Below are 23,131 nucleotides of genomic sequence, written 5' to 3' on the forward strand. Positions count from 1 at the left end.
GCTAGTGTACAATCCGCAAACTCCATTACATTCTTAACCGCGTGACTACTGGCTTACATTCACCCCATGAACATGAACATGGACATAAATCAAACCTCGGATGATTTTATAGTTCTTATGGATGACGATTTCCTCCAAAAGCCCGTCCTCTTTTATTTCATGAACCGAGCCCATTTCGACCCTTTTGATTAGCCTGTTTCAATCATTTCTTTTCCAGCATAGATTTAGATATTTTTTATTAACAGTTTATTGGCTGTACACAGTTTCCGTTCCATAGTATTCTCCCTTTCTAATCCACTTCTAATGATTTTGGACAAAACAATGATAAATTTTAAACTTCCCTCAACATGCTAATATTTTTTAAGATTAAAAATTACCATCTTTCCATTCCTTGTCCCTACTTGACCATTTGAAAAAATAACATACGGATCTTAAAGGAATGTTTCACCCTGATAGCGAACAATAAACGAATAAATGCAAGCAAATTTGTTAGAAAACTTTTGTTTAGGGGGATTGGAATGGCCTTTCCAGAATTAGAAACAGAACGATTAAAATTAGTCCAGATTTCAAAACCAGATACTCAAAGCTACTTCGACATAATGTCTAGAGACGAAGTAACCGAATATTATGGCATGAGTAGCTTGAAAACGATTGAAGACGCTTCAAAAATCATTCAATCCTTTCAAGATGGATTTGAAAACAATAGGTCGATTAGATGGGGAATGGTATTAAAAGATTCGGGAGTTTTTGTTGGCACAGTGGGGTTGAATAACCTCAGTACTTGGAGTAAAAAGGCTGAAGTCGGCTACGAATTGCATCCGTCCCACTGGCAAAAAGGGATTACAACCGAAGCGGTTAAAGAAGTATTAGAGTATTCTTTTGATGTGTTGGACTTATTTAGAATGGGCGCAATCACATACCCCCAAAATATAGCTTCAATTCAATTATTAAAACAGTTAGGCTTTACTCAAGAAGGTTTGCTAAGGGCCTATCTTTATCAGAATGAGCAATCCCATGACGCCTATGTGTTTTCTTTATTAAAAACCGAGTGGACAGAAAAGCTTCGACTTAACCAAAATATATAGTTGGATTTACCGCCAAAGATAAAACTGGCCCATTCCTAGGAAAGGGCCAAAACACCTATCTTTATATAGACCACCCTGCGATACGCATTTAAATAAAAGCTCAAACCCGCACACAATGCCATCAATTTGCACTTGATCCCTCTTTAATGAGTTCATTTTTTCTCAAGGCTAGATAAAAGAAACCTCCATTTAGAGCTGTCACTATAATCAAGCCTGCAAACACATTGCTATAGATGATACCCGTTCCTTCCGCAATCGAAAAGGGATTTATCCGTAAACCCACTTCATAGTCTAACACTCTACCAATAATTGCACCGCCAAAAGCTCCAGCCATAAAATTAAACAGGTTGTAAATCCCCATCCCAACTCCAATTTCATTTCGAGGGAGAGCGAATGAGATTAAATTTGCTGTTGACGTTTGAAGAAACGGAAACGCGATATAACTAAGAATCACTACGATACTAATAACCCAACCAGGACCGCCAATGAACGTGGAAAGTAGAAAAAAACCGAGGATCATCAAAGCAAAGGCAAGATAGACGACAGGTTTGCTTCCGCGTAAGTCGGTCAAAACCCCGGCCCATTTGCCCGTAAGTGCCGCAGCCATAGCGCCTGGGAATAACGTAAGCCCAATCCAAAGTGTATTTAATCCATTTACCTCACTTAACATAAGTGGCAACATAAACATCATGCCAAACATTGTCATGATCGCAAAAAATCCCGAAATGATTGTCGTCCGAAACGCGCCATTGCGAAACAAATCTGGGCGGATAAATGGAATCTCACTAGTGAATATTCGCCAAGCAAACAAGCTAAAAAATCCAATACTAACAACTATGTAATACCAATCAAACATCGTGATGAACAGGATAAGCGTGGCGACAGCAATCGCGATAAACATGGCACCGAGGATATCTACTTTTCCTTCCTTTTTCTCCTCCTGAGGCATCCAAATCCGGAAAAATGGGATTGTAATAACTACAAATACCGATATTAAAAATAAGAACTGCCAGTTCAATGCACCAGCAATAAATCCACCGATGACCGGTCCAATTCCAGAGGCAAATGCCATAGTACTTGAGACAATTCCTAGCACTCTACTCCTTGCTTCTGGAAAATACCGTGTTGGCACGATAAAAGCCAGCGCAACAATTGAGGAAGCGCCCGAAGCCTGAATAAGCCGGGCAAGGATGACCACTGAATAATTTGGCGCAAAAAAACCTACAATTGACCCTATTGCAAACAAGCTGAGTCCAATGGTAAGCAAGTTTTTTAATGGATAAATATCGGCTAATTTCCCATACATTAGAGCCCCAATTGCATAAATAATGATGTAACCTGTTACCACCCAACTTACTTGTGAGGGCAAAAGCGCAAACGATCGTGCAATATCAGGTACAGCAATCATAAACATCGTTCCATTCATAACTGAAAACAATAAGACCGTACACATCAGGAAGATGATTTTCTGTTTTTCCGCTTTAGATAGTTGGTATTCTACACTTAATGATTCTGCAACAGTTGTCATTTCAGCCATCTCCCCTCCTTTTATAAATATTCCTAACTCTACTATCATAACAGGATAATAAGGAAAATTCAGTAAATTAGCCCGAAATGGTTATGAGCGGACTCGACTTGATTAGCATGAGAAGGAAAAGAATCGTATCACCATCGTTTTAATTTCATTCTACTTAGCAAAGTGTCCTTCCTATGATTAAATCGTAAAGAAACCATTAGGTTGCAAGTAGGACAATAAAAAGAGCAACGTCCATATTTCGTTGCTCTCTTCGGTTTCCACATTTACCATTTGAACGGAAGCAAGTCATCACTTTTATCGTTCTCCTAGTTATTGTGTCGGCGAGCCAGGGGGATAATAATATGGAGGAACTTTAAGCCAACCACGTTTTCTCATCAAGGTTTTCAGAGTGGTACCAAACGTCACCCACTCTGAATAAAATTTCAGCCACATCATCCCCACATCATTCCGAATCGAGTTCACTTGCCCTAAGGTGCATACTTGCATACAGTTAACTAACTTAAAAGTGATTCCATTTGCAATTTCATCATCGGTTAGCTTAACACCTAAAGGGATTTCCTTTGATTCTGATTTAGGTTTCGCAGACGTCACATCAGGTAAAGGTATTCCTTCTTGTCTCATGAACTCACTGACCGTTTTCACTTGTGATTCGCATATTCGAATCACATCCGTTAACATTTCTCTTACTTCATCATCCGTAGTTGTATTTAGTCCAATTTCCTCGTAACGGATAAACTCTTCCACCATCGTCACATATTTCCAGAAGTCACCAACTTCCATCACATGTAGTGGAGTCTTCGGCTCATTCGTGTTGTCAATCGATGTTTTGAGTAAATTCCAAACCGCTTCAAATGGATTCGGCATTTCATTCACCTCCTATAATTAGGTTTCTCACGTTCTTGTGAAATAATGTAAATTTTTTACAAACAAACCCAATACTAACTTGTTCCAGGCGAACCCCTTAAACATGAAAGAAGGACTAACTTCAAGTTAGTCCTTCCCCTTTATAGCTCATCAAAATCACTGTTACTGGTTAACCATTTAGTTACTTCTTCATATGGTCTTCTTTTTCCAGCCGCCATTTCTCTTTTCGTATATCCAAAATAAAGAAATCCCAGTACTTCACCTTTTTCGGACAACCCAAACAGTTCTTTCATTAACGGATCATAGGTTGGTTTCCCAGTTCGCCAGTAGCCCCCCAGGCCTAACGCATGGGCAGCTAGCAGCATATTTTGAATCGCTGCATACACCGCTCCATATTCCTCCTGAATGATTACTTTTTCTGATTTTAGATTCGGTTCCACCGCAACCGTCATCACTACTGGTGCCCGTAATGGTTTTTCACAGATTTTCTCAAGCTTTTTTTGATTTGTTTCGCTCAAAGGATTCTCCATATCACGCTTAGCAATTTCCGCAAGGACTTTCCCGAGAGCTAATCTACCTTCACCTGTTAACACAAAAAACTTCCACGGCTCGGTTTTAAAATGGCTTGGCGCCCAGGTGCCAGCTTCCAATATTTTATCTATTATCTCCTTTGGGACCGGTTTATCTGAAACAAGACCATTGCTTCTTCTTGATTTAATCGCCTCGAAAACATCCACTGACAATCCCCTCCATTGAAAGTAGGATTTTCTATTTGTACTGAAGTTTAGGCAAGTAACTAAATTATATGAGTCCTACTAATCGAATATGATAACTGTTATAAAACATTGTCGAAAGAAAACTCCGTTTAGAGCAACCATGAGGGAGAATTTTATACAAGAATTCCCTGTTGTGTATATACAGGTTTTTACAGTGAAAAATGCCTACTCTAATCTGTATCAGGTTTAACCAATCATAATTTTCTCTTCAGCATATCAAACCAATGATTCTTTTCGTGTTCTCAATAATGCAAAAGCCATCGTTAACGGTCCAAGTCACCCAATAAACATCACGATGTTGAGACTCTTCCCACTTGAGATAAATCATACGAAAACCGACTGTTAACCCAACCGTGCTAAAAGCGGAAATGGTTTCAAAAGAATTTTGGTTATCAACATAGTAATTTAAAGTGCAAAACAAAAAAATGCCTATTCCAACAAAATGTGGAATAGGCATCTTTTTTAGTTTTACTTATTCAGCTGGAATCGGAACAACTTTTCCATCTTCAATTGCACCAACGATTAAGGTAGATTCAAATCCACCATCGTCACCGATTGATGGAATTTCGTAAACACGTGCGTAGTCAGGAATATTGTCTAGACCATCTTGCATATGATCACGAATTTTCGCTGGATCATCAACGGAATTTGCTGCCTCCATAGCTTTAGCAAATGCCCACATACCAATGTAGTTTAAGCCTGCTTCAGAACCTGGATCTTCCCCGTACTTTTCATTATACTTTTTCACATAATCAGGAACAGCTGCTTCATCAGAGTCTACAAGTGGCATAACACCGATTGAACCTTCAAGCATCTCGTAAGAACCGGTTACACGCTTCATCTCGTCAAGCTTTGCTTGGTCCATTATAATAAAGCCGCCTTCAAAACCTAACTCACGTGCTTGCTTTACAACTTTAGCTGTTGGCTCAGAAGCTCCTCCAACGAACAATACATCTGGATTTTCTTTTAACGCATTTGTAATAATCGTGAAGAAGTCAGTATCCTTCGTAAAGTCGATGGAAGAGTTATAGACAATTTCTCCACCTTGCTCTTCCCAGTATGGCTCAAGTGCTTCTGCCCAGTCTTTTCCGTATTGAGAAGCTGTTGGTAAGAACGCAATCTTTTTACCAAAACGCTCCATTTGATACTTTGTGAATGGAGCAAGGTATCCATCATAACGAGGAGGGATACGAACAGTTAACGTATTTCCAGCTTCAGTAATTTTCGGCTCACTTGAGTAAGCACCAATTAAGAAATTATCCACTTGGTTGAATACCTGTAGGGCAAAGATCCCACCACTATGTGGTGTAAAGATGATTGGCGTATCATTTTCTTGAATTAAACGCTTTGCATTGGAACCAGCTTCATTTGGCAAGTATTTGTCATCAAGAGAGACAATGTTTACTTTGTATTTCTTGCCATCGATATCAATTCCGCCTTCTTCATTAATTTCTTCGGCAGCCATTTTTACACCGTTTAAGGTACGCTCACCATACAACGCTGCTGGTCCACTTAATGGTCCAGTGTAACCGATATTAACCGTACCTTCTCCGCCACCTGAATCAGATTCACCTGAATCTCCACCAGAAGTTGATTCGCTTCCACCGCCACTACAAGCAGCTAATAGGAACATGAACGCAATTAACAGAAACGATAAGAAACGGAACTTTTGCTTTTTCATTTGTTTTCCCCCTTGGATATCATTCTCATTTTTTATAAAAATAGTAACCATTGTTCACAACAATCTCTCCGTTCCTCACCACCTTTCAGTTATTGAACCTACAAGGGGCGATTACGCCCCAATGTAGGCCTTTCTAACACTGTCATTTGTGAATAACTCTTCCGATGTTCCTTCGACAACCACTTCACCGTTTTCAAATACATAGCCTTTTGTTGCAATTTTTAAGGCAGCGTTGGCATTTTGTTCGGCTAATACGATGGTCGTGCCTTCTTTATTGATTTGTTGAATAACCCCAAACATTTGTTCAACGATCAACGGCGCAAGGCCTACAGATGGCTCATCAAGCATCATCACTTTTGGCTTTGCCATTAAGGCTCTGCCAATTGCCACCATCTGCTGCTGCCCACCACTTAGGGAACCAGCAGGATCATCTTTCTTCTGTTCGAGAATGGGGAACAGCTCGAACACATGGTCCATTGTTTGCTTGATTTGCGCCTTGTTCCGACGATGGACATAAGCACCCATTTTCAAATTTTCAAGAACGCTCATCCCCGGGAAAAGCTTTCTTCCTTCCGCACATTGAACAATACCTGCTGCCACAATCCGGTCTGCAGAAAGTTTATCAATTCGCTTTCCTTCGAACTCAACGTCGCCTTGAAACGGTTTGTTCAGGCCACTGATTGTATTAAATGTAGTACTCTTTCCTGCACCATTCGCCCCAAGCAATACGACAATCTCACCCTGGTTTACCTCGATATTGATATCGCGAATTGCCACAAAGCTTCCATATTTAACGGAAATATTATTAACCTTAAGCACTCGCGCTACCCCCTAAGTAAGCCTTAATAACGGCATCATTATTTTTAATCTGCTCTGGTGTCCCCTCGGCAATTTTCTCCCCGTAGTTTAACACCATGATTTTATCTGCTAGCTTCATAATCATCGACATCTTGTGTTCAATCAGACAAACGGTCACGCCACTTTTAACCATTTTCTGCATCAACAATGCAAGGCCTTCGGTTTCGTCTGGATTCACACCAGCCGCTGGTTCGTCAAGGAAGATAATCTCCGGATCTGTTGCTAACCCTAGTGCAAACGCGACCCGCTTTTTCTCTTCCTGTGATAAGCTCCCTGCTAGTTTATAAGCAACATCTGTCAATCCTACAAACTCGAGAACCTCAATCGCCTTATCTTTACATTGCTTTTCTTCCTGCTTTAACCGTTTCGTTCGTAAAATCGCATCAAATAGATTCGATTTTGTTCGCAGGCGATGGCCAACAATAACATTATCAAGAACAGTCGCCTGATCAAATAGATTCGTTGTTTGGAAGGTTCTAGCCACACCTAATTCTGCAATTTTATTTGATGGTAGCTTTGTAATGTCTTTCCCCTTAAAAATGACCTGGCCTGAGGTAGGAGGATGGAAACCGCTAATCAGGTTAAAGAAGGTCGATTTTCCTGCACCGTTTGGACCGATGATGGCATTGATTTTCCCTTGTTCGATAGCAAAGTCTACATTATTAACGGCTGTGTTTCCGCCGAATCTCTTCGTTAAATTCTTCGTCTCCAAGAACATATAATCTTCCTCCTTTACCCGTTTTTATTTGATGCAGCAGATGATTCCTGAGTAGAGATCATTTGCTGATTTTGATTTTTATTTTGCTTTTGATGCTTTTTGGCCTGGCGTTTCATCTTCCATTCAATAAATCCACCTGAGATTCCCCTTGGATAAAAGATAACCAAAAGAGTAAGGATTGGACCAAAGATCATCATTCTATAATCCTGTAAAAATTGTAGCTGTTGGGAAACCCATACAATGAGAATCGTCCCAATAACAGGTCCTGACAATGTCCCGATCCCGCCAACTATCAAATAAGTAAGAATATCGAATGTAATGGTAATGTAGCCGATATCCGGACCAATAAAGCGAATAAACGATGCATAAAGTGCACCTGCAAGGCCGGCAAAGAAGGTTGAAATGACAAACACCAATAGTTTGTTAGTCATCGTATTAATTCCGATTGTTTGGGCAAGATCTTCACTATTACGGATGGCGATAAACGTTCTTCCCGTTAAGGAATGGACGATTCGGTACATCACTAAAATAGAGAGTAATAAAAAGGACAAGACTAAATAATAATTTGAAACTGGTGTTGTAAAGGTTATCGGTCCAATGTTTCCTGGTCCTGGAATACCAATCAAACCACGGATACCACCTGTTAAGCTATCCCATTTATCAATAATAAGATAAATGATGTAGCCCACACACATCGTGTAAATCGCAAAGAAATGCTCCTTCGTTCGTAATGAGATCAAACCGACTAACAAACCTAATATACTTGTGATGATGAGTGCTAATACAAAGGCTAACCAATAATTGAGCTCTGCCTTTGTCGTTAACAACGATAACGAATAGGCTCCAATCGCGAAAAATCCAGCGTGTGCAAGCGATAGATAACCCGTATATCCTGCGAGAAGATTCAGACCATATACGGCGATCATCCAAATAAAGGCGAGTGTCATGATATGAATTAAGTAATTATTATTGGTTATGAACGGGAACACGATTGCAAAGAGAATTAAAATTGCAATAACATTCCTTTGTTTAAAAATAGAAGCCATCAATGTCCCCCCTTAGCTGGAAATAATCCATTCGGTTTAATTGTCAAGATGAGTACTAATAGAACAAACGCAATTAAGTCTTTGTAATCATTCGAAATATAAGTAGCACCTAGACTCTCTGTAAACCCTAGAATGTAACCACCCATAATTGCACCTGGAATACTTCCCATTCCACCAAGGATGATGATAACGAATGCCTTTGTTAGGACCAGATGTCCCATCCCAGGGAATACTAGATTAATAGGAGCAGCTAATGAAACCGCGATTGCAGCCAAGGCACCTGAGATTAAAAACGTAAGCATCGCGACGCGATTCGTATTGATCCCTACAAGATTAGCTCCCTCACGGTTTTGCGACATCGCAATGATGGTCGCTCCCGTAAAAGTCTTCTTCAAGAAGAAGTATAATAAGGCCATAACAACGACTGTAGCGACGATAATCAATAATCGTTGCATCGTTAAGGTAACGCCTGCAAAGTTGACAACCTGCCCGTATGGAGATGTCATTGTCTGGTAATCTGCTCCCCAAACAAATTGCACGAGTGCTTCAAGGAAAAGCATGATTCCGATGGCCGCGATTTTATCATGAATCGCTGGTGCATGTCTGAGCGGATGGAAAACCAATCTCTCCATAAGGACAGCAAGACCTCCAACGACAACACACGATACTACAATTGCTATCCAATAGTTTAAGCCTGCCTGTGTCATCATCGTCAAAGTAATATAACCACCGACCATGTACAAAGCACCATGGGCAAAGTTCGGGATATGTAAGATCCCATAAACAAGTGTCAAACCTAGTGCGACTAGACTGTATACGCTACCTAATGTCAAACCATTAAACAGCTGCTGAATTAATACATCCATTGTTCTCCCCCTGTTCGCATGAATTCACCTGCGGAAATTCCCTTTTGTATGAATTCTATTTTTTATTGTGTTTGCCCAGCTTTTTGTCTTTCCTCATCTTGGAGCTGGCGCCAAAGGATTTTCCCGCTGCTTGTCATTGGGAATTGCTGTTTAAATTCCACTTCACGTGGATATTTATAAGCAGCCATATGTTCTTTTGCCCACTCAATGATTTCTTCCTCTGTGACCTTGCCTACATAATCTTCATTTAAAATCACAAACGCCTTGACTGATTCACCGCGTCGGGGATCAGGCACTCCTACCACGCAAGCCTGTTGGATGGCTGGGTTTTTGTAGAGATATGATTCCACTTCGGTTGGCCATACTTTAAACCCCGAAGCATTGATCATCCGTTTGACACGATCGACAATGAAGAAATAACCTTCCTCATCATATCGGCCAATATCACCTGTGCGGAAAAATGTCTTTCCACCTAATTCAATAAACGAATCGCGGTTTTCATCATCGCGATTATAATAGCCAACCATGACCTGAGGTCCGTTGACGATAATTTCTCCAATTTCTCCTACTCCAAGTTCCTTTAGAGAGGCTGGTTCGATAATCCTAGCGTCCACATCGAACGATGGTACCCCTAAGCACTGCATCTTTGGACGATGGCCTGGATTAAAATGGGTTTGCGCAATCGTTTCAGATAGTCCGTAGCCTTCAATAAATCGGAGACCAGTCAACTGGTACAACTTCTCACCGACTGCTTCCGGCAAAGCAGCTCCGCCACCAGAAAGGTAAGTTAATGAAGCAATATCTTCTTTCTTCAATTTCGAATTGGAAACAAAATCGACAATCATTGTGGCAATTGCGCACCAATGCGTACATTGATTTTGCTTAATCAATTCCACGGCCGTTTCACGATTCCATCTTGTCATAATTACCATCGTGCCACCGCTATAGATTGGCATATGCATGCTGTGAACCATCCCTGTCACATGAAACAATGGCAACGTCATCAGATGAACGGAATTTGGCGAGACACTTGACCAATGGAACGCTCCAACCGTATTCGCTTGTACGGAATAATTCGTATGCATACAGCCTTTAGGCAGGCCTGTTGTTCCAGATGTGTAAGGTAGAACAGCAAGGTCCTTGGCTGAAGTCGTATGTTCACCCGGTTGAAGATTGGCTTCAATCGCATTCATCCATAAGTGATGTCCCGTTTCTGTCAGAACCGCTCTCTTAGCATCAACTTCTGGTGGCACATTTCCTTTGAAATCTTCCGCAGCATAATCCGAATAGGCGGCAATTACCACGTTTTCAAGCGAAGTCGTACCAAGTAACGGCTGGACCTTTTCATACAATTCTTGACCAGCTAGGGCTGTATGAATTTCCGCATCCTTAATGTAGAAGGATAATTCATTGGCAGTAAGCATTGGGTTGATTGGCACAACCACCGCATTAGCTCTTAAAATTGCGTAAAAGCTAATCACAAATTGCGGGGAGTTTTGCATAAACAGCAGAACCTTTTCTCCTTTGGCAACACCTAGCTTATTTTGAAGATAACCAGCAAGCGCTGTCACCTGCTCATCCAATTCTCGGTAAGTAAGGCTATTCCCGTAATACAAAATTGCCTGGTTTTCTGGGTATCTCCTAGCGCTGACCTGGAGGTTCTCATATAACGAGGTTTGCGGAACGCTTAAAGATGTCGGCACGTTTGGCCAATGATCATGATGAAGGGTTAACATACATACATCTCTCCTTTATAAAGAGTTACTTTGAAAGGTCTGATACATTCGTCACGAACTTTGCTTTCAACTCACTAGCAATTTCACTAACTGCCTTCTTTCCATCTGTTAAAAATTCGGTCATTCCAAGGAATCCGTGAATCATTCCTGGGTAACAAACATATCTCACTTCTACACCGGCATCCTTTAATTTGTTGGCAAATGCCTCGCCACCATCACATAATGGATCGAATTCAGCTGTCATGATAAAAGCTGGCGGCAATTGCTTAGTTGCTGCATCGGGAATTAGCATTGGTGCAGCTAGTGGACTTGCTGTGTCATCTACACTCGTTAAGTACTGCTCACGGAACCATTCCATCGTACCCTTGGTTAAGTAGTAGCCTTCACTATACTTTTCATAAGACTCTGTGGGTTCAAAGCTAGTAGATGGATAAAGTAGCATTTGGTAAGCAATCTCCAAATCCTTCCGCTCTACAGCTAGATAAGTAACGGCCGCCGCTAAGTTTCCACCTGCGCTATCTCCACCGACAGCAATCCTTTTCGGATCAACACCAATCTCGCTAGCATGCTCATAGGCCCACTTAGCCGCAAGATAGGCATCTTCGACTGGTTCTGGGAACTTACTTTCTGGCGCAAGCCCATAATCAACCGAAACAACAATACACCCTGATTCTGCAGCAACCGTATGGCAAAGCGCATCATGCGTTTCGATATTCCCGATGACCCAGCCACCACCATGATAGTAAACAAGCGCGCCGGTCAGACCACTTACTTCCGGAGTGTATATCCGAATCGCGATTTCCTTCTCCGCTCCTTGAATCATCCGATCCTCGGTCTTCACCTTTTTTTCTGCTTTTGACATCATTGTCGCCGAGGTGATAAATGCCTGACGTGCTTCCTGAACACCTAGTTGTTCTAATGGTGGAAGCCCCCTTGATTCCATCATTTGTAGCAAGAATTGAACTTGAGGATGTACACCCATTTTGATATCACTCCTTTATTGTGAAAGCGCTTTTATTCCTTATATTTAAAATTTTCAGACATAAGAAGGTAGAATGGTCATACACTATTAGTAGCCTAGACGAGCTTTTGAGTTTTGACCCCTTTTAAAATAATGTCTGTGAAAATGACTGCGAGCTCCTCTTCTGAAACATCCCCATCGGGGTTATACCAGTAATAACTCCAATTCATAATCCCGAGAATCCCAAATGTCAACATATCAGCTGGAATCGTGGTTTTAAATTCTCCCTCACTGATGCCAGATTCAATTAAGCTTTGATAATTTTTGCGAAATAAATTTCGCTTTAATCGGATCTCCTCAACATGTTTGTCACTAAGATGCCTCATCTCCCGAAAGAAGATGCGAGCACTCTCTTTATTCGTTCTTATATTGCTTATGACCATATAAATAATTCCATGTAATTTCTCGGTACAATCCTTCTCTTCGTCCCCTAAAATTCTCTCTTGCTGGTCAATGAGATCATCAATATAGTTTAAATGAATATCTCTCAGCAGTTCTTGCTTGCTTTTAAAATAATAGTAGAAGGTCCCCTTTGTAACATTTAACACTTCAACAATGTCTTTAATTGAAGTAGCCGTGAACCCCTTTTGATCAAACAACTGAATACTGGCTTCAACGATTCTATTCTTCATGGCATTGCGCCCCTCGTTCATCTTCGAAACAAATTCTGGATGGTAAGGAACGGAGCCGGAAAAACGTCTCCGACCCCCGTCCCTTTCCCTCCATATTACCGCTCATTTTCGATGATGGTCGCGATTCCCTGTCCTCCGCCGATACAAGCTGTAATTAACGCATATCGACCACCAGAACGCTTCAACTCATAAATAGCCTTCGTTGTTAAAATTGCACCGGTTGCCCCGAGTGGGTGACCATGAGCAATGGCTCCACCATTGACATTTACTTTTTCTAAATTCATGTTCAACTCACGATTACAAGCAAGCACCTGAGCCGCAAATGCTTCATTAATTTCAATTAGGTCCATATCATCCATCGATAACCCTGAGCGCTCAAGCACTTTCTTTGTTGCCGGAACAGGGCCAATCCCCATAATATTCGGATCCACGCCTGAAACCGCATATGCTCGAACCGTTGCTAAAGGAGTAACCCCTAACTCTTCTGCTTTTTCGCGTGACATAACCACAACAGCTGAAGCGGCATCATTAAGACCTGAAGAACTACCGGCAGTGACCGAACCACCTTTTAAGAACGCTGGTGGAAGCTTTTGCAAAGCCTCAATTGTTGTTTGCGGTCTTGGATGTTCATCCGTCTTGAACACAATCGGCTCCCCTTTACGAACAGGAATTGTAATCGGAACAATCTGCTCATCAAAGCGGCCTTCCTCCATTGCTTTTGCCATCCGCTGCTGGCTCGTAAACGCGAACTCATCCTGCTCTTCTCTTGTCACATTATACTTTTCAGCAAGGTTTTCAGCCGTAATTCCCATTGGTGGATCCCCAATTTCCTTTGGAGACAATTGCGACTTCTTAAAACTTGGTGGCATTGCGCTATATGGCTTTTCCGGACGCTCCATCAAGTATGGAGCGCGGCTCATGCTTTCTGTACCACCAGCGACATAAATATCTCCGTCACCAGCCATAATTGCTTGAGCGGCTAAATTGATGGCATTGATTCCTGATCCACATTGGCGATCAACTGTTAAGCCAGGAATATTGATTGACAGCCCTGTCTGTAAAGCTGTTAATCTAGCAATATTTCCTCCACCGCTCAATACGTTTCCAAAAATAACATCATCAATTTGCTCTGGGTCCACGTTTGCACGTTTTACCGCTTCCTTAATGACTTCAGCCCCAAACACATGTGCAGGCACAGAAGCTAATGCACTCCCCTGTCTCCCGATTGCTGTTCGAACAGCTGAGACAATGACTGCGTCTCTTTTCATATTAGAATCCCCCTTTGTTCGTCTGAAACTTTATTCATTAAAATGTATCATTACATTGCATTTGTCCCGCCATCGACGACAATTGTTTCTCCCGTCATGAAATCAGAGGCTTTAGAAGCTAGTAATAAGGCAATTCCTTTTAGGTCGCTCTCTGTACCATACTTTCGTAACGGTGTACCTTCTAAAATTCCATTACCGCCTTTTTCTAACAAGCCCTTAGACATTTTCGTTGGAAAAAATCCAGGAGCAATTGCGTTTACATAAATTCCTTTAGGGCCCCATTTAACAGCCAAGTCCTTTGTGAATGTAATGACAGCTCCCTTACTCGCATTGTAGCCGATCGCATCCATAAACTCAGGTCTTGATCCCTTAAACCCGGCAACAGATGCAATGTTGATGATTTTTCCGTATTGCTGTTCAATCATCACTTTGCCGACTGCTTGGGACATGAGGAAAGTTCCCGTTACATTTACATTCATTACCTTATTCCAAGCTTCAAGTGGCATTTCTTCCGCAGGCGCACCCCATGAAGCACCACTATTGTTAACAAGGATATCGATACGGCCAAACTTTTCGAGTGCCGCCTTTACAACGCTGTTCACATCTTCTTGGCTTGTAACATCACATTTTAGTGCCAATGTCTCTACACCAAGCTTCTTCATTTTCTCAGCCACTTCTACACATGCTTCTTCTTTTCTTGAGCAAAGAACTAGATTCGCTCCGGCTTCAGCAAACCCTTCAGCGATTTGTTCGCCTAGTCCTCTTCCGCCTCCTGTGATAATCGCTGTTTTTCCTTTTAGGTCAAATAATTCTTTTATATGCACGGTTGACTTCCTCTCCTCGAATTAAAGATATTTTTTAAGTTCGTTTCTTGCAATCGCACGACGGTGAACTTCATCCGGACCATCGGCAAGTCTTAATGTACGGATATTCGCCCAGCTTGCAGCAAGTGGAGTATCCTCACTTACACCAGCAGCTCCAAACGCTTGGATTGCGCGGTCAATAACGTTTAACGCCATATTCGGTGCAACAACCTTGATCATGGCAATTTCTGCTTTCGCTTCCTTATTTCCAACCTTATCCATCATATCCGCTGCTTTTAAAGTGAGAAGTCTTGCCTGCTCGATTTCAATTCTTGAATCGGCAATCCATTCCTGAATGACCCCTTGTTGAGCCAATTTCTTACCAAATGCTTCACGTTCTTGAACACGCTTACATAACAACTCTAATGCACGCTCAGCCGCACCAATCGTTCTCATACAGTGATGGATTCTGCCAGGTCCTAGGCGACCTTGAGCAATCGCAAATCCCTTTCCTTCACCCCAAAGCATATTAGAGGCTGGTACACGAACATCTTTATATTCAATTTCTGCATGACCATGTGGTGCATGATCATAACCGAAAACTGGTAGAACTCGTTTAATTGTTACTCCTGGTGTATCAAGAGGTACTAGAATCATAGATTGTTGTTCATGCTTTGCTGCGTTAGGATCGTTCTTTCCCATAACAATCGCAATCTTACAACGTGGGTCACCTGCACCAGAAGACCACCATTTTGTTCCATTGATGACGTATTCGTCACCGTCACGGATGATACTCGCTTCGATATTCGTTGCATCAGAGGAAGCAACATCCGGTTCTGTCATCGAGAAGCAAGAACGAATTTCCCCACTTAACAATGGCTTCAACCATTTTTCTTTATGCTCTTCTTTACCATAACGTACTAGCACTTCCATATTTCCAGTATCTGGTGCTGCACAGTTGAATACTTCAGGAGCGATACTAGATCGGCCCATGATTTCACAAAGTGGAGCATATTCAAGATTAGTCAGACCAGCACCCAATTCACTTTCAGGCAAGAATAAATTCCATAGTCCATTATCTTTCGCCTTCTGCTTTAATTCTTCCATGATTGGAGGCACTTTACCAAAACGATCTTGCGGATCGATTTGTTCATAATACAATTTTTCATTTGGGTACACATAATCTTCCATAAACTTAGTTAGTTTCTGTTGGAGCTCTTTTACCTTATCAGTATAAGTAAAATCCATTTCGAACACTCCTTATATATTTTTCTCTTACGCGTACTAACTAGTCGGTATGTAACTACCAACAATAATAAACAAAATTTTTGCAATATTCAACGGCGAATTTTGTCGTAAAATAAATATATTTTCCGAACCTTAGAATAACCTACCCCTGCTCAGGGACGATAAATTTATACCTCTATAATAATAGAAGAATTCCATTACCTATTAATTTTATAAACCCCTGAACCTTTCGCGATTAATCTATCATCCTCGTCAAGGATCTCAGATTCCACCGCTGCAATTTTATATCCTTGTTGAATAATTTTTGCTGTTGCATAAATCACACCCGAATTGGTACCTGCTAGATAATGGACATTTTGATTAATCGCTGTAACACCTGTTTCGTAAACAGACCTGAGTGCTACGGTTTGAATGGTATCGAGCATTGCAGCATGTACTCCTCCATGAAGGTTTTGCTGGATGTTTAGGTGTTTTGCCTCGATTGATAGTTTTACTACTATATCTTTTCCTTCTCGCTCAATCGTTTCGAATCCTAGATGTTTAATAAAAGAATTTTTTTCAAACCAATCCATTTTTGCATCGTTTACAGCGACCATTACACTACACCCCCTTTCAAACTAGCAATATTCGACTTTCATTATTCCTTGATAGGATTCAACTTAAAGGTGCCTGATGCTTTTGCAACCTGGTTTTGATGCTCATCATAAATGACACCCTCACCCGTGACATATTTACCATCTCGGTTTAGAACCGTTGTTTCTGCTGTGTACTTGTTACTGGGATGAAGATCAAAATAATGCAAGTTTAAATTAATGGTCGTCGCAAACGAATTAGTCTGCTTTGAAATTGTTGCCCCCATCATGATATCTAGCATCGTAGCAAATACTCCCGGGTGAACGGTTCCATCGTCTTGAAGCAAAAAAGAGTTTATAGGAAGCTCCAAATCAAAGGTCGGTTCTTCAGTCTCTTCACTAATAAATCCAAGATAATCAAAAAAAGAGGATATAGTACTCTTGGTCTCTTCCATAGATCTCCCTCCTCTCCAATGTTATTCTTATCTTCCAAACCGTTTTGTTTCCTCTAGTTTGAGCAAAGAGTAAATTGTTTCTAACACAGGAGTCTCAACACCTAGTTCTTTCCCCTTCTTCACCACGTAGCCACAAATAGACTCTAACTCCATCGGTTTTCCATTGCGTTTATCTTGTAGCATGGAAGTTTCATGATTTCGCGCAGGATCACTCTGTTCAATTATTTTACTAACAAGTCCATCTTCTAGTGGAATGCCCGCTCCCTTTGCGACCTCAAGGGCTTCCATACCTATCCGTTCTGCTGTTCTCCTAAGCCCATCATCATCCAAAATAACGCCGACCTTCCCCTCTATCAAGGCCGACAATGGATTGAAGGTCACATTCCAAAGGAGTTTTTTCCACTTCACTTTTAAAATATTACTAGAAACATAAGTTTCAATGCCAGCCGACTCTAGAATTTGACTTACTTCATCCAGTCTGGACATATCCCCCTGAGAATTAAGAGCACCTATGATTAATCTAGTAGGATTCTCCACTTGCTTAACCACTCCGGATTTTTTCATCTGAGCCTGAATATATGTAGCAGCCGACAAGATTCGCTCTTCGCCAAAATAAGCCGCAAGCACCTCTTCATTATCGACCCCATTCTGTAAAGTGAGAATAGAAGCTTCCTTCTTTAAAAATGGCACTAGTTGTGCCGCTACTTCTTTCGTGGCCGTCGATTTTACACAAAAAAGGATAAGATCAACATCAACTAGAGAATCATAGCTGTCCGTAAAAATACCAGACGCTTTAAAATTACCCTCGAAACTTTCAATCGAAATCCCATCATTTCTTTTTAAAGCCTGAAGATTTTCACCTCTTGCTAAAAATGTAACCTCATGACCAGCCTTGCTCAAGCAAGCTCCAAAATAACCGCCAACAGCCCCGGTTCCAACAATTCCAATGTTCATGCTATTATCCTCCTAAAACTGGGGAGTTGTGAAAGATATACTTATGGAAAAGGCGAAGCTGCGCCCAGCGCCCTTCGCCTTTATTCCTAGTCCAACAAATCGGGTTGTTCCCTCACGATTCTGTTCCATAATGGCTGGAACTGGAACCAACCCGCATCCTTCGTTCCTACCTGACGATAGGTCGTCTGAGCGATTTCCGGCTCAATTATAACCGGTTTGCCAGCTGCCTCCGCCATGAGCTGTGCTTGACACGATCTTTCCATTGTAATGAACCACCAAGCAGCCTCATCCACAGATTGGCCAACGGTTAACAGCCCGTGGTTTCGCAGAATGCACGCTTTCCTGTCACCGAGAGAGACACCGATTCTACGCCCCTCATCGGTTTCATGTACCACGCCTGTATAGTCATCAAACAAGGAATGGTCGTCATAAAAGGCACAGGCATCCTGTGTAATCGGATCAAGCAGCCGCCCTAAAGACGACCAAGTTTTCCCATAAACCGAGTGGGCATGGGCTGCCGCAATCACATCAGGTCTGGCCGCATGTATTTGTGAATGGATTGCAAAAGCTGCGCGGTTGACAGGAAGATTACCTTCCACGACAACTCCATCATGGTTGCATAAAATTAAGTCAGAAGCTTTGATAAGGCTAAAATGAACCCCAAAAGGATTGACCCAAAAATGATTTTTCCGTTCCGGGTCCCTCGCGGTAATGTGACCAGCGACACCTTCATCAAAACCAAACTTGGAAAAAAGACGGAACGCTGCAGCCAACCTTTCTTTTAAATGCTGCCGCTCCTCTTCAACCGATTGAAAAACAGGTGGCTTAAAGCTTACTTCCATTTTTGTAACCATGATTTCCTCCCATTCTACCATTCCAGCAATCTATGGCTTACGCCACTTTATAGACAACCTGCCCTTTTAGAACTGGTTTTTCGTCTTGATTGACAGCAAGTACATCGAACTTTAACACATCTCCGTCGCGTTCCTTCAGCTCGGCCTTTAATGTTACAACATCGTTTAAAAAGACCATGCCTCTGAACCGGATAGCATACTCCTGAATGAAGCCTTCCTCATAGAAAGGAGTGAATAGCTTCGCTAGATTTCCCATCGTCCACATACCGTGAGCAATTATACCTGGTAATCCTGCCTTCTTCGCTTCTTCATCAATCGTATGAATGGGATTGAAATCTCCGGAAGCACCAGCATATTTGATCAAATCAATTCGAGACACAGGATCAAGCTGAATATCATTCAGTGTATCCCCAACATACAACTCTGCAATCTTCGTCATACCTGCTGCACCTTCCTATACGCTTCAGACAGAATAACAATCGATTTTGAAGTAAAAACCGCATTACCATCCTTGTCCTCGCCATTATTTTCTAACACAATAAAGCCCATATTGCCCATCGCTCCGGCCTTCTCATAATAATCGGAGACCTTCGCATAGCAATAGACATCCTCGCCAACTAGTAGTGGACGCTCGTATTGATAGATTTGCTCCCCATGAATAAGCCCCTTGTTTGGAAGGTTCAATCCCTCAATCACACCATAATCAAACACTCGTGCGAAGGTTGGTGGAGCAATATTTTGACCAAAACGCGACTGCTTGCCTACTTCCTCATCAAGGTAAATCGGATGCATGTCCCCAACAGCCTCGGCAAATTTCTTCACCGCACCACGTTCGACGGTATTTTTGACTTTGGTTGAGGCTTTGCCAATCATTTCCTTCATCTACAAGTCACCTCACATTTTATAATTAGTTTTTCGGTCCACCTGCAACGTAAATCACTTGTCCGTTAACAAATCCGGACTTTTCATCCGCAAAGAACGCAACAGCATTTGCAATATCTTCTGGCTTTCCGCTTCTAGCAACCGGTATCGCTGCAACACTTGCATTAATAAGATCCTCAAACGAAATACCAATCCTGCGTGCTGTTTCTTTTGTCATATCTGTTTCAATGAAGCCTGGAGCAATTGAGTTAGCAGTAATGCCATATTTTCCAAGCTCAATCGCAAGTGTTTTTGTAAAGCCTTGTAACCCAGCCTTTGCTGTCGAATAGTTCGCTTGCCCTCTGTTTCCAAGTGCGGAAGTGGAAGAAATATTAATGATACGACCATATTTTTGGTCAACCATGAATTTTTGAACCGCTTTCGTTGCAAGGAAAGATCCTTTTAAATGCACGTTCATAACTGTATCCCAGTCATTTTCCGTCATTTTGAACAACATGTTGTCACGAATAACCCCTGCATTATTGACAAGGATATCAACGGAACCAAGGTTTTCAACGATTTCCTTTACAGCTGCTTCTACCTGATCAGCGTCTGTAACACTAGCAACCTTTGAAAATACTTCAACGCCTTTTTCTTTAAGTTCAGCTGTTGTCTGTGCTAAAGCCGCTTCATCCAAGTCAATGAATGCCACTTTTGCTCCCTCTGCAGCAAAAAGCTCAACAATTCCCTTTCCAATCCCTCTACTTCCACCTGTTACAAACGCAACTTTTCCTTCAAATCTTCCAGCCATACTCATTTCCTCCTCTATCAAGTAAACTTGCACTATTTTAGATAGCGCTTACAAACTATATTATATGAATTGCCCTAATTTTACATGTCCTTTAAGCAAGTTTCTGGAAATAATGACTCTCTGAATCTCATCTGTACCATCATAGATTCTCCAAAGTCTAGCTTCACGGTACCAACGCTCAAGTGGCAATTCTCTTGTATAACCCATTCCACCATGAATTTGCAGGGCGCGGTCAATGACTCTGTTCCCCATGTTTGCGCCATAAAGCTTTGCCATGGATGCAAGATGACGATTGTCTTCGCCTTGGTCCAATGTATAAGCTGCATTTAAAACTAACCAACGAGCAGCATCAATTTCAACGGCTGAATCAGCAATCATAATTTGAATCGCTTGTCTGTCAGCAATCGGCTTACCGAACGTTTCACGCTCTTTTGCGTAATCAATCGACATTTGCATGACTCGTTCTGCAGCTCCAACTGCGCGGGCACCAACGATCCATCTTGCAAAGCCAATCCATTCTAGTCCTAAGTTATACCCTTTATTCAACTCACCAAGGATATTTTCTTCAGGTACACGTACATTGTCAAATACCAATCCAGCTGGACCCCATTCTCCCATGGTATGTATATACTCGGATTTCCAGCCCATATCGCGGTCAACGATAAAGCATGTAACACCTTCGCGTCCTCTAGTGGACTTATGCAACTCTTTATCAGTGATTGCAATCGCCATTACAAAGTCCGCTTCGTTTCCGCCTGTAATGAATGTCTTTTCTCCATTTAGGACCCATTCATTTCCATCTTTTACTGCAGTCATTTTAATATTTTGTGTATCAGATCCAGCACCCGGCTCAGTCATCGCAAAGCAAGATTTCTTTTCGCCGTTAATTGTTGGGATCAAATACTTCTTCTTTTGATCTTCGTTCGCATAGTAAAGGATGTTATCGGCAGATCCACCAAATTGGAAAGGTACAAACGTTTTAGATACTTCCATGTAAACAAGTGCCAACATCATTTGACCAAGATCGGCTCCACCGTACTCTTCAGGTGTATTAATTCCCCAGAAGCCTGCTTCTTTTGCTTTTAGCTGAAGCTCCTTCAATTTACCAGGTGGTAAGCTTGGCTTGCCTTCCCTCTCATTTCTTAATACATCATTTTCAAGAGGCATTAATTCCTTTTCAACAAATTTGCGGATTGTTTGTTGAACCATTTTTTGCTCATCGGTAAGGCGTAATTCCATGATTTCATCCCCATTCCTTTTTTAATTGATGGAAGTAATTACTAATAGTTATGCTGGTAATCATTTTTTCATACCAACCAGTTGGTATGTATACTTCTATTCTATTTAGAACTTTCTGAAAAAACAAGTCTTAATTTGTAATTATTTGAATATTGTTGTTGGTTTTGTGAGGAAAGCTACTCCTTTAGGGGGTTGAGTGTGTGGAAACAAGCCAACGAGAATATATATGAACGTTTTGCACCAGGCATTCATTACGATATAAGATAATTTTGTTCTTTAAGGCTATCAAGGGGTGAATTATCATAAAACTCGGATATGTTCTTGGTAACTTAGGGATTTCATGGTACAAGTTTTGCTCTTCTCACCCTGTCTTAAGCCATGAAGATGATTTCCAGGTTATTTCAGGATAGATTTCATCTTCATGCACATGACACACCCACAATGCAAAAAAACCCTCTACTAGAGAGGGGTTTTAAAAGGTCTTTTAGTCTTCAATAACAACTTTTTCCATAATGTCGCCGTTGCTCATCGCTTTCGCAGCTTCCAAGCCAGATGTCACTTTTCCGAATACAGTGTGGACACCGTTCAAATGTGGCTGTGGCTCATGAACGATGAAGAATTGGCTTCCGCCTGTGTCTTTTCCAGCATGGGCCATTGATAATGAACCTGCTTCGTGCTTATGAGGGTTTCCTTGAGTTTCACATTTGATTGTGTAACCAGGACCACCAGTTCCAGTTCCGTTAGGGCATCCGCCTTGAGATACGAATCCTGGAATAACACGGTGGAAAGATAATCCATCGTAAAAGCCTTTTTTTGCTAAGGTTTCAAAGTTTTCAACTGTTCCCGGAGCTTCATTTGGGTATAATTCAAACTCAATTTTATCTCCGCTTTTCATTTGTATGTATCCTTTTTTCGCCATGTAAAACAACTCCTTATTTTTAAATCTCAACTATCATACCACTTTTCACCTTAAAAATAAAAGGACTTGTCCTTCTGATTTTAGAGGTGTATATTTTCACTGTTAGTATGTTATAATAAAAAGGCTCCTTCCGATCTTTTCGCTCGTTGCGGGACACTTAACCACTGTACGGACGGAAGGAGCCCTGCTTATGCAGGTCATACATAAACTTGCGCTAGAGTGATGATACTCTAGTTTTATTTATAGAGTTGGTCTAGCTTTTTAATAATGGGTTTAGGTTCCATTTAGATTTCAGGAAAATAGACGCCTCTATGTTACCCCCCCTTG

At 41.5% G+C, this 23,131-nt stretch carries 25 protein-coding genes; 1 reads left to right on the plus strand and 24 read right to left on the minus strand.

The window, feature by feature from the left end; translation table 11 throughout:
- Window positions 1-45: 45 nt before the first annotated feature.
- Window positions 46-174: a hypothetical protein gene (locus tag BMX30_RS24120; RefSeq protein WP_280139985.1), complete on the minus strand. Its 129-nt coding sequence runs from the start codon at window positions 172-174 to the stop codon at window positions 46-48.
- A 344-nt stretch (window positions 175-518) separates the two neighbouring features.
- Between BMX30_RS24120 and BMX30_RS18070 the strand changes: the two genes are divergently transcribed.
- Window positions 519-1,085, plus strand: a complete 567-nt coding sequence (locus tag BMX30_RS18070) for a GNAT family N-acetyltransferase (RefSeq protein WP_090748935.1) — start codon at window positions 519-521, stop codon at window positions 1,083-1,085.
- A gap of 121 nt (window positions 1,086-1,206) precedes the next feature.
- Here BMX30_RS18070 and BMX30_RS18075 read toward each other — a convergent pair whose 3' ends face one another.
- The 23 genes from BMX30_RS18075 to BMX30_RS18185 all read right to left on the minus strand — a co-directional run bounded on the left by BMX30_RS18075 (window position 1,207) and on the right by BMX30_RS18185 (window position 22,804).
- Window positions 1,207-2,622, minus strand: a complete 1,416-nt coding sequence (locus tag BMX30_RS18075) for an MFS transporter (RefSeq protein ID WP_244532650.1) — start codon at window positions 2,620-2,622, stop codon at window positions 1,207-1,209.
- A gap of 309 nt (window positions 2,623-2,931) precedes the next feature.
- Window positions 2,932-3,486 carry a DUF3231 family protein gene (locus BMX30_RS18080; RefSeq protein ID WP_090748937.1) on the minus strand — a complete coding sequence of 185 codons (555 nt, stop codon included), beginning with the start codon at window positions 3,484-3,486 and terminating at the stop codon, window positions 2,932-2,934.
- Between the two features lie 140 nt (window positions 3,487-3,626).
- Window positions 3,627-4,223 (minus strand): nitroreductase family protein, encoded by a 597-nt coding sequence (locus BMX30_RS18085; RefSeq protein WP_090748938.1) that lies wholly within the window; start codon window positions 4,221-4,223, stop codon window positions 3,627-3,629.
- Between the two features lie 511 nt (window positions 4,224-4,734).
- Window positions 4,735-5,943, minus strand: a complete 1,209-nt coding sequence (locus tag BMX30_RS18090) for an ABC transporter substrate-binding protein (protein WP_090748940.1) — start codon at window positions 5,941-5,943, stop codon at window positions 4,735-4,737.
- Between the two features lie 111 nt (window positions 5,944-6,054).
- Window positions 6,055-6,762: an ABC transporter ATP-binding protein gene (locus tag BMX30_RS18095; protein ID WP_090748942.1), complete on the minus strand. Its 708-nt coding sequence runs from the start codon at window positions 6,760-6,762 to the stop codon at window positions 6,055-6,057.
- Window positions 6,755-7,519, minus strand: a complete 765-nt coding sequence (locus tag BMX30_RS18100; protein ID WP_090748944.1) for an ABC transporter ATP-binding protein — start codon at window positions 7,517-7,519, stop codon at window positions 6,755-6,757. The genes BMX30_RS18095 and BMX30_RS18100 overlap by 8 nt, the downstream gene beginning before the upstream one ends.
- Before the next feature lie 14 nt (window positions 7,520-7,533).
- Window positions 7,534-8,565: a branched-chain amino acid ABC transporter permease gene (locus BMX30_RS18105; protein WP_090748946.1), complete on the minus strand. Its 1,032-nt coding sequence runs from the start codon at window positions 8,563-8,565 to the stop codon at window positions 7,534-7,536.
- Window positions 8,565-9,431 (minus strand): branched-chain amino acid ABC transporter permease, encoded by an 867-nt coding sequence (locus tag BMX30_RS18110; RefSeq protein WP_090748949.1) that lies wholly within the window; start codon window positions 9,429-9,431, stop codon window positions 8,565-8,567. The genes BMX30_RS18105 and BMX30_RS18110 overlap by 1 nt, the downstream gene beginning before the upstream one ends.
- 62 nt (window positions 9,432-9,493) lie before the next feature.
- A complete protein-coding gene (locus tag BMX30_RS18115; protein ID WP_090748951.1) occupies window positions 9,494-11,167 on the minus strand; it encodes a long-chain fatty acid--CoA ligase in 1,674 nt (557 codons plus the stop codon).
- 25 nt (window positions 11,168-11,192) lie between these two features.
- Complete coding sequence (locus tag BMX30_RS18120; RefSeq protein WP_090748953.1) at window positions 11,193-12,149, minus strand: alpha/beta hydrolase; 957 nt, start codon at window positions 12,147-12,149, stop codon at window positions 11,193-11,195.
- 95 nt (window positions 12,150-12,244) lie between these two features.
- Window positions 12,245-12,820: a TetR/AcrR family transcriptional regulator gene (locus BMX30_RS18125; RefSeq protein WP_090748955.1), complete on the minus strand. Its 576-nt coding sequence runs from the start codon at window positions 12,818-12,820 to the stop codon at window positions 12,245-12,247.
- 95 nt (window positions 12,821-12,915) lie between these two features.
- Window positions 12,916-14,088, minus strand: a complete 1,173-nt coding sequence (locus tag BMX30_RS18130; protein WP_090748956.1) for a thiolase family protein — start codon at window positions 14,086-14,088, stop codon at window positions 12,916-12,918.
- A gap of 50 nt (window positions 14,089-14,138) precedes the next feature.
- On the minus strand, window positions 14,139-14,912 hold the full coding sequence (locus BMX30_RS18135; RefSeq protein WP_090748958.1) for an SDR family oxidoreductase: 774 nt from the start codon (window positions 14,910-14,912) through the stop codon (window positions 14,139-14,141).
- 21 nt (window positions 14,913-14,933) lie between these two features.
- Entirely contained in the window at window positions 14,934-16,139 is a 1,206-nt protein-coding gene (locus BMX30_RS18140) for an acyl-CoA dehydrogenase (protein ID WP_090748960.1), read from the minus strand.
- Between the two features lie 197 nt (window positions 16,140-16,336).
- Complete coding sequence (locus BMX30_RS18145; RefSeq protein ID WP_090748962.1) at window positions 16,337-16,735, minus strand: PaaI family thioesterase; 399 nt, start codon at window positions 16,733-16,735, stop codon at window positions 16,337-16,339.
- A gap of 41 nt (window positions 16,736-16,776) precedes the next feature.
- Window positions 16,777-17,166 (minus strand): PaaI family thioesterase, encoded by a 390-nt coding sequence (locus tag BMX30_RS18150; protein ID WP_090748964.1) that lies wholly within the window; start codon window positions 17,164-17,166, stop codon window positions 16,777-16,779.
- Between the two features lie 27 nt (window positions 17,167-17,193).
- Window positions 17,194-18,120 carry a ketopantoate reductase family protein gene (locus tag BMX30_RS18155; protein WP_090748966.1) on the minus strand — a complete coding sequence of 309 codons (927 nt, stop codon included), beginning with the start codon at window positions 18,118-18,120 and terminating at the stop codon, window positions 17,194-17,196.
- A gap of 86 nt (window positions 18,121-18,206) precedes the next feature.
- Complete coding sequence (locus BMX30_RS18160) at window positions 18,207-18,974, minus strand: class II aldolase/adducin family protein (protein ID WP_170843930.1); 768 nt, start codon at window positions 18,972-18,974, stop codon at window positions 18,207-18,209.
- A 37-nt stretch (window positions 18,975-19,011) separates the two neighbouring features.
- On the minus strand, window positions 19,012-19,413 hold the full coding sequence (locus BMX30_RS18165) for a MaoC/PaaZ C-terminal domain-containing protein (protein WP_090748968.1): 402 nt from the start codon (window positions 19,411-19,413) through the stop codon (window positions 19,012-19,014).
- A complete protein-coding gene (locus BMX30_RS18170) occupies window positions 19,410-19,856 on the minus strand; it encodes a MaoC family dehydratase N-terminal domain-containing protein (protein ID WP_090748970.1) in 447 nt (148 codons plus the stop codon). The genes BMX30_RS18165 and BMX30_RS18170 overlap by 4 nt, the downstream gene beginning before the upstream one ends.
- Window positions 19,857-19,881: 25 nt before the next feature.
- Window positions 19,882-20,646 (minus strand): 3-oxoacyl-ACP reductase FabG, encoded by a 765-nt coding sequence (gene fabG, locus BMX30_RS18175; RefSeq protein ID WP_090748972.1) that lies wholly within the window; start codon window positions 20,644-20,646, stop codon window positions 19,882-19,884.
- Window positions 20,647-20,706: 60 nt separating this feature from the next.
- Window positions 20,707-21,885, minus strand: a complete 1,179-nt coding sequence (locus BMX30_RS18180) for an acyl-CoA dehydrogenase family protein (RefSeq protein WP_090748974.1) — start codon at window positions 21,883-21,885, stop codon at window positions 20,707-20,709.
- Window positions 21,886-22,369: 484 nt separating this feature from the next.
- Entirely contained in the window at window positions 22,370-22,804 is a 435-nt protein-coding gene (locus tag BMX30_RS18185) for a peptidylprolyl isomerase (RefSeq protein WP_090748976.1), read from the minus strand.
- Between the last annotated feature and the right edge of the window lie 327 nt (window positions 22,805-23,131).

It is taken from the genome of Mesobacillus persicus (genome assembly GCF_900109925.1).
GTDB classification, from domain to species: domain Bacteria; phylum Bacillota; class Bacilli; order Bacillales; family Cytobacillaceae; genus Mesobacillus_B; species Mesobacillus_B persicus.